This window comes from Haloarcula sp. CBA1129 (genome assembly GCF_008729015.1).
GTDB lineage: Archaea > Halobacteriota > Halobacteria > Halobacteriales > Haloarculaceae > Haloarcula.
Window position 1 is genome coordinate 1049761 of sequence record NZ_RKSM01000001.1, and the last position, 12111, is coordinate 1061871.

Consider the following 12111-nt stretch of genomic DNA (forward strand, 5'->3'; position numbering starts at 1 on the left):
GGTCCGTGATTAGTTCGACCGAGGACTGTACCACAACGGCGCACGGGAGAAGTGTGCCAGAAAGAGCGTCCCAATGGCGGCAGAGACGAGAGCGGCTATTAATACGGGTCGCGTGATTTCCAGTTGGCCGGCGAAATCGAGGAAACCGCCAAAGTCGTCATAGGGGTACGCGGGCAGCAGTGGCCACAGCAGGAAGGTGAACTCCTCGACGCGCCAGTAGTAGAGGGCGACGTACGTGTCCCCGAGGAGGTGGCTGGCGTAGCCAAGCCCGAAGGCGACCCCCACCTCTGGATGGCTGTGATACCACGCGGCGGCGATAACGGCGACCGACAGGGGAACCGCAATCAGCAGGGAGTGGCCGAGCGAGCGACCGGAGGGGATGGCCGCGAACCACCACGCCAGCGGCTTGTCGACGACGTCAGCCAGTTGCGTCCCGATCAGGACGGCCACCAGTTCGGCCTTCGAGATGCGCCGACTGAGGAGGAGGCCAAGACAGACCAGAAGGAGGTAACCGAAGGCGGCGTGGGTCCACGGGAACATCTACGACCACAGACGGGACGGCCCGACTTGAAGCCGCTGCTGCCGACTGCGGTGCGGTTATGCCGGTGGAGGCTGTAGACGTGGCCGATGACGACGCCACGGCAGCGGCGATTTCTCTTCGCGCAGGTCGGGTGGATGCTCGCCGGCATCGCGGTACTGGCAAGCGTCGGAGCGTTGACGATCGAACACGCCTTCGTCGTCGCCTTCGTCGGCCTCGTCGTGGTGACTGCACTGACTGCGCCGGTGTCCGTCACCGCCCGCTGGCGGGCACGGCTTCGGTGGCCGCTACTGGTCAGCGGACTCGTCTTCGCCGTGCTGGTCGGCTTCCGGACGTTCGAGAAGTTCGTCGGCTCGCTGTAGGGTGACGACTAGGTCGTCGTCCTCGACGGTCGATTCGACGCCGACGGGCGTGCCGAGCCGTCTGGCCAGTCCGACACCGAGGACCGAACTGACAGGGTGGTCGAACAGCTCACCCGTCCCGACGCGGCTGTCGGTCACCGTCACCGTCGCGCCGTCGTCCGTGGTCGTCGCCTGCACCCGGCCAGCCAGTTCGAGGTCGTTGACGAGTACGTCCACGAGCACCGAGAGATGGTCGGACAGTGTTTCCCCGGTTTCGCCCTCGACCGTCGCCAGCAGTCGCTTCCCGACGGGGTCGAGTTCGTCACCCCTCGCGAGGAGTGTGCCGCCGTCGTCGGGCACGTATCGGACCCGGTCCGGCCCCCACTGTCGTCGGGCGTTGCGGGCCATCGTCTCGTAGATATCGGTCGTCACCCTCGCCGAGAGGGTCGGCCCGCCCATCACGAACCGGAGCAACAGTGCGACGAACAGCGCGGTGCCGCCCCACGCGACAAGTAGCGCCTCGAAGGCGGGGACGGCATACGCCGCGACGAGGAGACCGACACCGAGGACGGCGAAGATTGGCGCTGGGTTGCGAGTACCGACGCGGTCTCGGAAGCGGCCGCCGGTCGCGAGGTCCGTTTCAGCCACGGATATCCACCGACCCGACGAGACGACAGAACACGAACGCGGTCATATGCTTTGCAGTCTCGCTGTCCGTTTAGCTGTTGTCCTCGTCGCGCAGTCCCTTGAGCGTGGGGTGACCGTTCAGAACGTGCATCATCAGCGAGGTGACACACACCAACAGCCCGCCCAGCGCGAACAGGATGCTCGTCGCCAGCGGGATCGCCGCCAGTGTGTCGGTCTCGACGTACTGGACGACCAGCAACACCGAGATGGCCACCCCGAGTAGCGTCATTATCGCCCCCGGGAGACCGAGAATCAATAGCGGACGGCCGTACTCGACGGTCCAGAAGATGTTACGAATCAGGTCCAGCCCGTGGGAGAGTGACCCCTGCGAGCTTGCGTTCTCCACGTCGTATGAGATGGTCGTCGGCACTTCCGCGACGCTGAGCCGGGCACGGTGCGCGTGATAGAGGATATCGGTGCTTGCACCCATGTTGTTGCCAATAGACGAGTCGGTGGCGAGCGAGCGGATGGCTGCCCGGCTGTAAGCCCGGTACCCGCTCTGGGTGTCGCGGATAAACCCGCTCGGTCTGAGTTTGCCCATGCTGGCGTTGGTGAGATTGTTGATGACGGCTAGTCCAAGCGAGCGGGCGACAGGTATCTTGGTCCGTCGCTCACCGACGTAGCGGCTGCCGATGACGATATCGGCGTCGTCCCGGCACTGCGTCTCGATCAGTGCCGGGATATCCCCCGGGTCGTGCTGGCCATCGGCATCGATTATGACCAGATGGGCGGCCCCCAAGTCGTCGGCCTCCCGGAATAGCGTCTTGAGCGCGCCGCCGTAGCCGCGGTTTCGCTCGTGAGTGACGACCGTCGCGCCGGCCTCGCGGGCACAGTCGGCCGTCGCGTCGTGGCTTCCGTCGTCGACGACGAGCACGTCCTCGGCGAATGGGAACGCGCTCTCGACGACAGTCGCGATGCTTTCGGCGGCGTTGTACGCGGGGATACCGACGACCACCGATGGGTTTTCAGGTGACTGATTCCATAGTTCCGGGATCGCGATGACCTCGTAGTCGGACACCGCAAAGGCCGTCGCAGTGCGGTCGTAGTCGATACGCGGGCAATCTCGCGTCTGTAACACGATGCCCGACAGCCCCCGCTCGCGTGCCGCCCTCGACAGCAATCGGTGCAGTTCCAACTGTGAGGCCCACTTCGACGGCGGCGACAACACGGGCGTCCCGAGCGTCTCTAGGAGGTCCAGCGCTTCGGCGTCTGCCTCGACACCTTGGGTGGTGGCAAACACTTGGAGCCCGTTCCGCCTCGCCCGTAAGACGGTTCGAACTACGGCGTCCTCGTTGTCCGTTGTGAGGATGACACCGATGGCCGCACCCTGCATCGCGTCGGCTGTGTTCACTGCCGTCTCTGGCGCGGCAAGCAGCGAGGCTGTTTCGCCGTTTTCGGCTGCCACCGCCGGCATCGCGGTCGAGCCGTCGTTCCCAGTCCACGCGATACTTAGCGGGCTCTCGGAGTCCACTCTGGTGACGCTCTCGATAGTCGATGCGGACAGGGATGTCGCCGTCGGTCCGACAAGCGGGTAGTCGATGCGCCTAACCTCGCCCGGCTGAACAGTCTGATCAAAGGTGAGGACACCGTCGGTATAGGCAGTTCCGTCGTCGAGTTTCACTGCGTGGGTGTCTGGAATGGGGTCGGTCAGCGTCGCTCGAACCGGGTTCTCGGCTGTCGTCCGGAGTTTGATTTGGACGAGCTGTGTCTCGCTGCTGAGCTTGATCGCTGATTTTTCCACGGACACTACCGACTCTTCGGCGCGTTGTTCGTTCGTATCCAACTGTGTCATCTTTCTGAAGCCACCATTTGGCAGCTTACTTACCAACTGTTAGTTTTTGTCCAATATATACGTACCGGCGTAAGCCAGATTGTCATGATTGCGTGACAGAAACCCAGATTTGGACACGACGGTGAGGGGTATCGGCACCGGATTTGTAGAGACGATAGGTCAGCCGGAGCCGCTCGCCGAGCAGCGAGGGCTGGACGGTGTGACGCCTGAGGGTGCGCTCGCCGGCCGACACCTGCACGTCGAACGACCCGAGTGGTTGTGACTCCGTAATGCGTGTCGTTTCGCCGTCGAGTGTAACTCGTTCGATGGCGGCCACCACGCGTCCCTCAAAGCCTGACTCGCGGGTCGTTCCGACACCGACACCGACGGTCACCGGTTCGCCGGCGGTCAGGTTCGAGGGATAATTCGCCGCGACCAGTTGGCCAGACTCATTCTGGCCGAGGATGTAAAACTCGGTGACAGTGCCTGTGTCGGTCGATTCATTGGCGACAACCCCGATTGCTCCCGCGGCGGCGACGACAACAACCAGCGTCAACAGGACGCCAGTGAGGTTGCTCCCGATGATTTCACCCAAGCGTGTCCCGACATTACCCGCTGTTGTGCCCGCTTGGACGGCCATCGGGAGGCGACGGCGACGGTACCACGCAACGGCGGTCGTTACGAGTGTGGACCAACACAAACCCACCATCACCGGCGTCCGTCCAAAGCCCCAGACGGTGAAGTCGAGGACGCCACTGACGACGGCGACGGCGACGACGCTACCAATGATGCTCAGTCCGAGGCGAGCGAGCCACGAAGTGCCCGATATCGGTCCGACCGCTGCCTCACCTGCCCGCGGAAACACGGCCGAGACGAGGGCGTACCCGGGGACGATGAGGACGAACGGGAGTCCGACAGCAACGGCGAGGGGCCGGACGGCCGCGGCCGGAGAGAAGACGACGGCGGCGACCAGCACAACGCTGGCCACGACGGCCAGCAGGTCTGCCGTAAGCACCTTGCCGCCTCCGTCACTCGGCTTTTGCATAGCGACTCCTCTGCGGAGGACAAAGAAAAAGGCGCGGTAACAAGCTCCGACATGTTCAGTCCGACCTCGTAGCCGATGACGACCACGAGCCGGGTAAAACTATTTCATCACTATCGGGTAAGTTCAGTCTCAACGAGTTCGCGCGCCTGCTCCAGAAGTTCGTCAGTGGTGGCTGCTTCGCGGGCTTCTGCAGTCACCCTTATTTTCGGTTCCGTCCCAGACGGCCGGATCAGGAACCAACCGCTATCCGAGTCGACACGCACACCGTCCAGCGTCGTCACGTCGTCATAGCGCTGACGCACCGTAGCGCTGATTCGTGCCATAGCCTCGGTTTTATCAGTGGTTTCGACAACCGTGCGCTTGATCGGGTACCGGTCGATACGTTCGAGTCTGGCCGAGAGCGGTTCGACGGCTCCAAGTACGGCGAGTTTCACTGCCGCAAGCGGACCATCGGGACAGAGGGTTTCCTCTGGGAAAATCCACGCTCCAGACGGTTCACCGCCGAAAACCACGTCGTCATCGCTAGCTCTTTGGGCGACGTACACGTCTCCTACCCGGGTATGAACGAGTTCCGCGCCGAACTCGGCAAACGCGTCGGTGACGGCTAGACTCGTATCGACCGGTGCAGCGATTCGGTCGCCCGCTTTCGCAATCTCCTGTCCGAATATCGCCAGCAGCATATCCCCGGGGATGAACTCGCCCTCGTCGGTGACGGCCATCATGCGGTCGGCGTCGCCGTCGTGAGCAATACCAATATCCGCATCGACAGCGTCGACAGTAGCGGCGAGTGTTGTACACGTTTCCACGGTCGGCTCACTGGGCCGACCGGGGAATCGGCCATCCTGCTGGGCATTGATGGTTTCGACATCCGCCCCGAGTTCGAAAAGGGCGTCGGCAGAGACCCCGCCCATTCCATTGCCGAGATCAACAACAACCGATAGCGAGGAGAGTGAGACGTCGGCTCCGGCAGCGTCTTGCCGTCCCGTCGCAACGAGTGCGTCAGTGTGGTGTTCGGTTGCATTGTCCCAGGATTCGTAGCCACCCTGACCCGTCCAGTCGGCGAGTTCGTAGGCCTCAGTTTCGATTCGGGCTTCTATCTCGGTCTGCTGTTCCGGTGAGAACGCTTGTCCCGAAAGCGTCCACAGCTTGAGTCCGTTGTCCTGCGGTGGATTGTGTGATGCCGTGATGATGATACCCGCGTCTGCAGACCGGGCCCCTATTGAGCGGGCGACAGTCGGCGTTGCGGCCCGGCCGATATCAACCACATCGACGCCCGTTTCGCGCAGGCCGGCCATCAAGGCACCTTGGAGTGTATCGCCCGTCTGTCGCGCATCACGACCGACGACGACTCGGTCGGCGTCGGCACCGACTGCGCGTCCGACGGACAATGCGACGGCAGCGGTGACAGACTCGCCAACTCGGCCCCGAATCCCGCTTGTCCCGAACATGGCACTATCACCACCCACGCCCTCTTGTGTTTGCCGGTCGGTTACATAATTGACATATTCGGTCAGGACTCCTCGATAAGATTCGCAACTAGGACTGAAATGTTTTTCAATCACATCCTCGGCGCCGAATATTCTCTCGCTAGTTATGAATGTGGTATTGGTGATAATATCACATGGGATAAATTTATTCCCACTGTGTCCGTTCGATGAGTGTGACGACCCCCAGCGAGACCGACGCGTCCCCCTCTTGCTCAGCGGGATCGGTCCCACCATCCTTTGAGAACCAGCGAGCTAGTATCGGATGCGGGCTGGGCTCATGCCGGTCGCGGGCTACCCACGAGCGGCCGGTCACGGGGACATGACTGAGGGTACCGAGCGCGCGACGGTGAGGCGTATCGTCGAGATTGATCCGGGGGCTCTGGCCGTCCTAAGCGGGGCCATTACAGGACTGACTGGCGCGGTCGCATACTTCCTCTTGCCCTTGGTGACCAGCGAGTACGTCATCAACGCTGGTGGCCGCGATGCCTTTGAGATTACCTTAGTTATCATTGATTTTTTCTTGGGGCAGTCGCTTTTGTATCACGGTGGGGTTCTGGTCCTCGTGCCGTTCGTAACAACAGCAGTAGCACTGTCACTCGCCCGGCGGGGTGGGAACGGCGGTCGGTCAACAGATGTGGCCGTCATCACCATGGTCGCCATCGTGCCGTTCGTAACGGTCTGGCTCGGGGCGATTATCGCTTGGGTCGCAATCGCGTCTCAGCATTGGGCCACCGCTCTCTTTGGTATCGTGATTGCCTTTGGCGTCGCGACCGGTCTCTCGATATGTGTGGCCATCGTCATGGGGGTGAGCGCACTCGGCGCCTACGCGCTGGTGAAACGTGTCGGACCCCAACCTTCAGACTAGTTGCAGGCAGAGGTGCTGCCCCGTCACAGGCAACGGCAGGGGCTAGGACAGTTGGCGCGTCACACATCGCAGTTCACGGGCGCCGATTTTTGACATACCTGTTGTCACATTCCGGACAAAATATAGTGCACTACGAAATCATCCCCCTGTATTGAGCGGTTTTTGGCCTGCGATGAACAATTTACGGGCTGTACTTCTAGGTTTGTGCTACTGAATCGCACATAAAATAGTACCTTCCTATTGACTGCAGATAAGTTAGAAGTATTATCGGAAAGGGATTTCAACAGAGTGAAATTCGGACAGCTTCAGGTATTGCAACCTCACTAAATTCGCTGTAATCTCAACTCGTATAGTCTCAAAGAATGGGTTCGATGTGTACCTCTAAGAATGATGAATTATGTGGAAATTACTTCTGAGTGACACTGTCTAGTTGAGCGAATTTGAGAAGTGAGCAGGCCGTAGCGAGAGGTGTTCATGTCACAGACCTGCTCAGAGAAACGTTGAACGAGGACAGCCAAGACGTTTGGGAGAACGAGCGCACCCCGACACCCGCCCGGCGATTTGGGGTGCGTCTCCATGCAGCGTGGCTGTCGATCAGGGAGACGGTAGTAATCTTAGAATTATTGGGTGTCGACCGTTCTCACGGTGCAGTTTGGAACTGGGTTCATACACTGTCTGAAGCATAGAGCGACCCGCCGACGGCGTCGCCGTCGCGGGTCGCGGTCGACGAGAAACAAATCGAGGTTGACGGAGAGAACAAGTGGCTGTACGCCGCTGTTGATACCGAATCAAAACTGCTACTCGAAGGTGACGTGTTCAGCCGCCGCGGGACTGACCCCGCGGCGTTAACGAGAGCATGCTCTCGTTCGCACATCAGAAATCTTCGATTTCTGAGGACGGCGTTCCTGCATCGACTCACTCAGAAACACGATGTCGGTGATACAGAGGTTCTCGTCGATGCTGGCGGCTATCTGACTGCCCTCTCTCGCCACGATTTGAGCGGTCGACTCGACTATCGAGTCCGGAACCACATCGAAAAGTGGTTCCAGACTGTAACCATGCGAATCGACCGCTTTCACACGTTCTGGCGCGGCAGTCAATCCAGCGCGAAACAGTTGATACGACGCTTCAGACACTACTAAACCACGAACGCCGAATCAAGCGGTCGACGGTAAAGCACCAGCCGATGTCATCCAGAACTAGACAGTGCCGTCCAATACGAACAGTATGTTTTAATATGTGTCGAATTAGTGATAAATTATGGATTCTTCCCCATCAGTCTCTCGTCGTGGACTTTTCACTGCACTGGGTGGGGCCGTTTCAATCGGCGCTGCGGGGGTTCTCGGTACGGACAGCTTCCGCCCCGCACTTAATCTCTCTCGCCGCGGACCCTCCTATGAGTGGCGGATGGCAAAGAGTTCTCCAAACCGTTGGGGGTATCAACCGGAATCCGCGCCACAAGCTGGACTTAGCGAGCAGTGGCGTGGCGAAGCTGGTCCGTCAAATATCGTTCAGTCCGGGATAAGTGTGAGTGGTGGTCGTGTTTTTACCGTCGGACGGTACTCGATCAGTGCGTTCGATAATCAACAGGGGACCGTCGAGTGGAGGAACCGCCAGCCTGACCAGTTTTCGGGTAGCCTCTCCGATGAACCCGAGTTCGAGTTTATCCAGTCCGGCCCCACTGTGAGCGGTGATCGGGTCTTTTCGGTCTCTTCGGTAACGCTCTACGAGCGGAATGTCGCCACCGGAAAAACGGGGTGGGCGTTCCGAACGACCAGCAGTTTCGATCACGTCCTCCCAGTCGGAAATGTCGTTTTCAGCGGTATCAGTATCGATGGAGAAAACCAGTTAGTCGCCCTCGACCAATCGACTGGACTCCGACAGTGGGCCCAGCCAGTAAATGAAGTGCCGTTGGCATTCGGATGGGCCGCCGACCCTGGCTCGGAAACAACGCTCCTCGTCACAGGTCGATGGGGTGGCAGCGCTACCGACGAACTGGTCGCCCGGGACCCGACCGACGGGAGTTTTTTGTGGCGGACAACTGATCTCTCCCCAGAGTTCATAGACTTGCTGCTGCCCGCAGTCGGACGTGGTCGCGTCTACGCTGGCGGAAATGGGGTGACTGCATTCGACGTAACCGACGGTAGCGTCGTATGGAGGGTCGACACGTCGACACTGTCGCCGTCCGGGGCGCCGGTAACTAACGGCGACCGGGTGTACATCACGGGACCGAATACTGCCATCAGCATAGATGCATCTTCTGGTGAGGAGCTGTGGTCCACGACAGTCGAAGGGATTTCACGTCTTGTATCGCCAGTTGTCACCAACGATATGCTGTATCTTGCCGCAGGCTCGACTGTGGTTGCACTCGATGCCACTGACGGAACTGAGCAGTTCCGAAAGGCGGTGTCAGATCGCAGGGAGTTGATTCACGACCTCGCTAGTGCTGAAGGATATCTTTACGTCAGAATCGGACATTCGATTCGGGCGTTTACCGACGTCTCGGAGGGTGAGACATGAGCGAAGACCGGGAGTGGGTGTCGGTGCCGAATCCCGTGAGCACGGTCGGTCGCGGGTTCGTCTACTTCGTAATTTTGCAGTATTCGGTCGGCATCGCTATCCGTACCATACTCGAGCGGGCTATTATCGTGACCCCGCTGCAGACAGGCGGGTTCGTGTCTGCTGGTGTCGTGTTCGCGCTAGCTGGAATACTGGCGCTAGATCAGTTCTCTCCAAGCTATCGGCGACTCATCGTCTTTAGCGCGTTCTCACTCACACTCTGGTGGCTCGCTGACAGGGCTATCAGATTCGGTGAGGGACACATAGCATCACTATACTCTACTGTCCAAACTATTCTCATATGGGTGGGGGCATTCCTCCTCGCATACGCGCTGGTATTCGAGACAGAGTCGGCATTGCTTGCTGACTCACCTGATGAGACGAGGAAATGATGCAGCTGATATCCTCGCTTTCGCGCAACCTCACTCACGCAAGCTGATACAAAATCAATAGATATCACCTCGCAGGCAATCACGAAACAGCACCTCCGGTGGGCCACAGTCGCCGCAGCTCTGTTCGTCGCTTCAGCCGCAGTCATCGTCGTTCCACTGTTCGGCTGGCCGTCTTTGTCAAATTCCGATGGGGCGTTCGTAGTCGCTATTCTCTTGGCTGTGGCACTGGTTGGGTGTGTGAGTTGGTTCGGTGTTGAACGGTACAGTGGTCGGCATCCAGTACTCGGTGGCGTGGGTGCTGGTATCGTCACCAAGGTTTGGCCCACCCGGTCGCATGGGTCCTAGAGCCTGTCGTCGCTCGTTCAGACCTTGGAGGGGGCTCGATTTTCTTGCTTCCGTTCATGTCGGTCTGGAGTCTCCTGTTGTTGGTCTGGTTCACTGTTCGAGGAGCAACCATGAAAGACAGAAACGAAGCCAAAGACGAGATGTCCGAACGACTCGGGCAGCAATTTAGCGACGAAGAGACGGATAAGGAAGATAATGCAGTTGAGCCAGATAAACCAAATAAACAGAATAAATCTGTTAACCAATATAGGGAGACTATGGAGACTAAATCAGATAAATTGGCTAAAGACTATAAGGACGCTTGGGGAAGTAAACTCATTCATTGCCAGACGAACTGCTGGACCCAGTCGATGACGAGTTCAAGCGAATGAGCTACGAGTGTGACTGGGACGTGAAGAAGGAGCGCCACTATTACCCAGTCGTGGTCGCACGCGGGATTGAGGCCGTCCAAGAAATGTCTGCTGCTGAGTTCACGGACGCTGTTGAATCGCTCGAATTGCGGTAGCTAAGACGCTATATTTGCGTGATACACATGAAACAGTGGGGTGTGAGAACACATCGATGGCGGGGTGTTTGGGCTAACCAACAAGAGCGCTATTTGGCCCGGTTGTGTTGGTTAGTGGTCTTTGTGAATGCGGTGGTTCTATTCACCACATCGCATCCATATTTGCTCAGTACAGAGAGGCAAGTATCGCACTGACCCTCGCTTTATCCAGTTCCTGTCGGGGTGTATGCAAGACTTAGAGAGTGTATGCAGCACTGATCGATTCTGTCAGTGATTAACTCGGAATGACTTCTGCCAATGTAACTCAGATCCTCACAATAGAGCCTTATGTATGGGAATTGTACATTGTTTTTGATGAGAAACTCTAAATTAGCGCTGACTCGGAGCTGTACGGTAGTTAGTGATAGAGAGTTCGAGAAAAACGGGGACCAGACGCTCATGGAGGCGTTTGTCAATGCAATTGCTGAGGCTGAAGGCGTTGCCCCAACTGAACTGCCGCCATTGTACGAGTCAGTAGATTTTGACGCACTTACTCAGTTGATGGAACCATCCGATGGAGCTACTGATGGGAATGTGCTAATGGCTTTGCAGATCGGCAAATGGAACGTATTCGTGAGTGCCAACAGCCGCATTCGTGTCTGTGACGCGACCATAGAGACCGACCCCGAACCGATTTTCGAGGATGAACCGGTATAGATTACATGATGTCCCTTCGCAGTAGTCCTTTCTATGTATCGAACGCTCTCTTCGCACACTATTCGACCAGAAAGTCGTGCAAGACTTGCGCCCTGTATCTTGCATGACACTCAGTACATCATTTGGAGATGATAGGAATTTCAGCGGTCCATTCGCAGGTCTACTGAACGATGTATTCTCCCGTGCGATCTTGAAATGAAGCGCCTCCGGTAGTAACGACTTCTCTCAGACGTCATGAGTTGGTCTGTACAGGGTACGTAGTGAGCAATTGAACAGCAATAGCTTTCTAGTTAGTCTCCGATTGTTTATCTTTGTTGATTATATGAAATAAAACAGGGATTATACCCAGTCACGGAGTAGTGTGGTATGGGAACAATGGTACCACTGACAAGCGGTATGATTCAGAACTCATAACGTTGGTACCACATTCCCAGTCGAAGCGAAAAGGCGGGCACTGGACTGTGACCGTGAAGCATGGATCAAGAGTTCGCCTTTTCGCGCAGCCCCCCTTTCGTAGTAAGACGCGTAGTTCCACGTGTATATTGATAGTTTCCTATCCCACCGTCAGAAGAGAGTTTGTAGCCGATACGCAGACATACCGAGCGGCCATATCTCAAAGTCACACCTGACATACTGAGTAACGACTTATCCGATAGGTCCTATTTCCGTCGGTACAGAGTGGCTACGCGTCACTGGCCGCCGTTCTATCCCGCTTCTATCCCGAGCGATGTGCAAAGCTTAGAGCGCGTATGCAGCACTGATTGGATGGTGGGTGAAGCGTCTGCAAGCACGTACTTTTTTCAGTTCTCCCGACACCTGTACACCCAACCCAGCGCTATAGTTCTCTGGACCACCGGCAATGGGAGGTGTTCTCGTTCGA

At 58.0% G+C, this 12111-nt stretch carries 12 protein-coding genes and 1 pseudogene; 8 read left to right on the plus strand and 5 right to left on the minus strand.

Annotation, left to right across the window (positions count from 1 at the left end; genetic code table 11):
* Positions 1-9: 9 nt before the first annotated feature.
* Positions 10-540 (minus strand): metal-dependent hydrolase, encoded by a 531-nt coding sequence (locus tag Har1129_RS05240; RefSeq protein ID WP_151099716.1) that lies wholly within the window; start codon positions 538-540, stop codon positions 10-12.
* Positions 541-627: 87 nt separating this feature from the next.
* Between Har1129_RS05240 and Har1129_RS05245 the strand changes: the two genes are divergently transcribed.
* Positions 628-900: a hypothetical protein gene (locus tag Har1129_RS05245; protein ID WP_151099717.1), complete on the plus strand. Its 273-nt coding sequence runs from the start codon at positions 628-630 to the stop codon at positions 898-900.
* Here the strand turns inward: Har1129_RS05245 and Har1129_RS05250 are convergent.
* The 4 genes from Har1129_RS05250 to glmM form a co-directional block, all read right to left on the minus strand.
* Positions 826-1527 (minus strand): hypothetical protein, encoded by a 702-nt coding sequence (locus Har1129_RS05250; protein ID WP_191906226.1) that lies wholly within the window; start codon positions 1525-1527, stop codon positions 826-828. The two genes, Har1129_RS05245 and Har1129_RS05250, sit on opposite strands and share 75 nt — an antisense overlap.
* 70 nt (positions 1528-1597) lie before the next feature.
* The gene (locus tag Har1129_RS05255; RefSeq protein ID WP_151099718.1) at positions 1598-3358 is read right to left on the minus strand and encodes a glycosyltransferase family 2 protein; all 1761 of its coding nucleotides are present in this window, start codon (positions 3356-3358) and stop codon (positions 1598-1600) included.
* An 82-nt stretch (positions 3359-3440) separates the two neighbouring features.
* Positions 3441-4382 carry a DUF1616 domain-containing protein gene (locus Har1129_RS05260; RefSeq protein ID WP_225307757.1) on the minus strand — a complete coding sequence of 314 codons (942 nt, stop codon included), beginning with the start codon at positions 4380-4382 and terminating at the stop codon, positions 3441-3443.
* Between the two features lie 110 nt (positions 4383-4492).
* A complete protein-coding gene (gene glmM, locus Har1129_RS05265) occupies positions 4493-5830 on the minus strand; it encodes a phosphoglucosamine mutase (protein ID WP_151099719.1) in 1338 nt (445 codons plus the stop codon).
* A 358-nt stretch (positions 5831-6188) separates the two neighbouring features.
* Between glmM and Har1129_RS05270 the strand changes: the two genes are divergently transcribed.
* The 7 genes and pseudogenes from Har1129_RS05270 to Har1129_RS05295 all read left to right on the plus strand — a co-directional run bounded on the left by Har1129_RS05270 (position 6189) and on the right by Har1129_RS05295 (position 11231).
* Positions 6189-6734, plus strand: a complete 546-nt coding sequence (locus tag Har1129_RS05270; protein WP_151099720.1) for a hypothetical protein — start codon at positions 6189-6191, stop codon at positions 6732-6734.
* 440 nt (positions 6735-7174) lie between these two features.
* Positions 7175-7937 (plus strand): annotated as a pseudogene (locus Har1129_RS05275) (IS6 family transposase).
* A gap of 204 nt (positions 7938-8141) precedes the next feature.
* A complete protein-coding gene (locus Har1129_RS05280) occupies positions 8142-9254 on the plus strand; it encodes a PQQ-binding-like beta-propeller repeat protein (protein WP_225307758.1) in 1113 nt (370 codons plus the stop codon).
* Positions 9251-9685 carry a hypothetical protein gene (locus Har1129_RS05285; protein ID WP_151099722.1) on the plus strand — a complete coding sequence of 145 codons (435 nt, stop codon included), beginning with the start codon at positions 9251-9253 and terminating at the stop codon, positions 9683-9685. The genes Har1129_RS05280 and Har1129_RS05285 overlap by 4 nt, the downstream gene beginning before the upstream one ends.
* 455 nt (positions 9686-10140) lie before the next feature.
* Entirely contained in the window at positions 10141-10401 is a 261-nt protein-coding gene (locus tag Har1129_RS05290; RefSeq protein ID WP_225307759.1) for a hypothetical protein, read from the plus strand.
* Positions 10398-10535 (plus strand): hypothetical protein, encoded by a 138-nt coding sequence (locus Har1129_RS20895; protein WP_225307760.1) that lies wholly within the window; start codon positions 10398-10400, stop codon positions 10533-10535. The genes Har1129_RS05290 and Har1129_RS20895 overlap by 4 nt, the downstream gene beginning before the upstream one ends.
* A 354-nt stretch (positions 10536-10889) precedes the next feature.
* Positions 10890-11231, plus strand: coding sequence for a HalOD1 output domain-containing protein (locus tag Har1129_RS05295; protein WP_151099723.1), 342 nt, complete (start codon positions 10890-10892; stop codon positions 11229-11231).
* The last annotated feature ends 880 nt before the right edge of the window (positions 11232-12111 follow it).

Coding starts and splice junctions, on each gene's coding strand:
- glmM (WP_151099719.1), bottom strand. CDS start 5,830: ATGTTCGGGACAAGCGGGATTCGGGGCCGAGTTGGCGAGTCTGTCACC.
- Har1129_RS05285 (WP_151099722.1), top strand. CDS start 9,251: ATGAGCGAAGACCGGGAGTGGGTGTCGGTGCCGAATCCCGTGAGCACG.
- Har1129_RS05280 (WP_225307758.1), top strand. CDS start 8,142: ATGGCAAAGAGTTCTCCAAACCGTTGGGGGTATCAACCGGAATCCGCG.
- Har1129_RS05255 (WP_151099718.1), bottom strand. CDS start 3,358: ATGACACAGTTGGATACGAACGAACAACGCGCCGAAGAGTCGGTAGTG.
- Har1129_RS05260 (WP_225307757.1), bottom strand. CDS start 4,382: ATGCAAAAGCCGAGTGACGGAGGCGGCAAGGTGCTTACGGCAGACCTG.
- Har1129_RS05270 (WP_151099720.1), top strand. CDS start 6,189: ATGACTGAGGGTACCGAGCGCGCGACGGTGAGGCGTATCGTCGAGATT.
- Har1129_RS20895 (WP_225307760.1), top strand. CDS start 10,398: ATGAGCTACGAGTGTGACTGGGACGTGAAGAAGGAGCGCCACTATTAC.
- Har1129_RS05245 (WP_151099717.1), top strand. CDS start 628: ATGACGACGCCACGGCAGCGGCGATTTCTCTTCGCGCAGGTCGGGTGG.
- Har1129_RS05290 (WP_225307759.1), top strand. CDS start 10,141: ATGAAAGACAGAAACGAAGCCAAAGACGAGATGTCCGAACGACTCGGG.
- Har1129_RS05240 (WP_151099716.1), bottom strand. CDS start 540: ATGTTCCCGTGGACCCACGCCGCCTTCGGTTACCTCCTTCTGGTCTGT.
- Har1129_RS05295 (WP_151099723.1), top strand. CDS start 10,890: ATGAGAAACTCTAAATTAGCGCTGACTCGGAGCTGTACGGTAGTTAGT.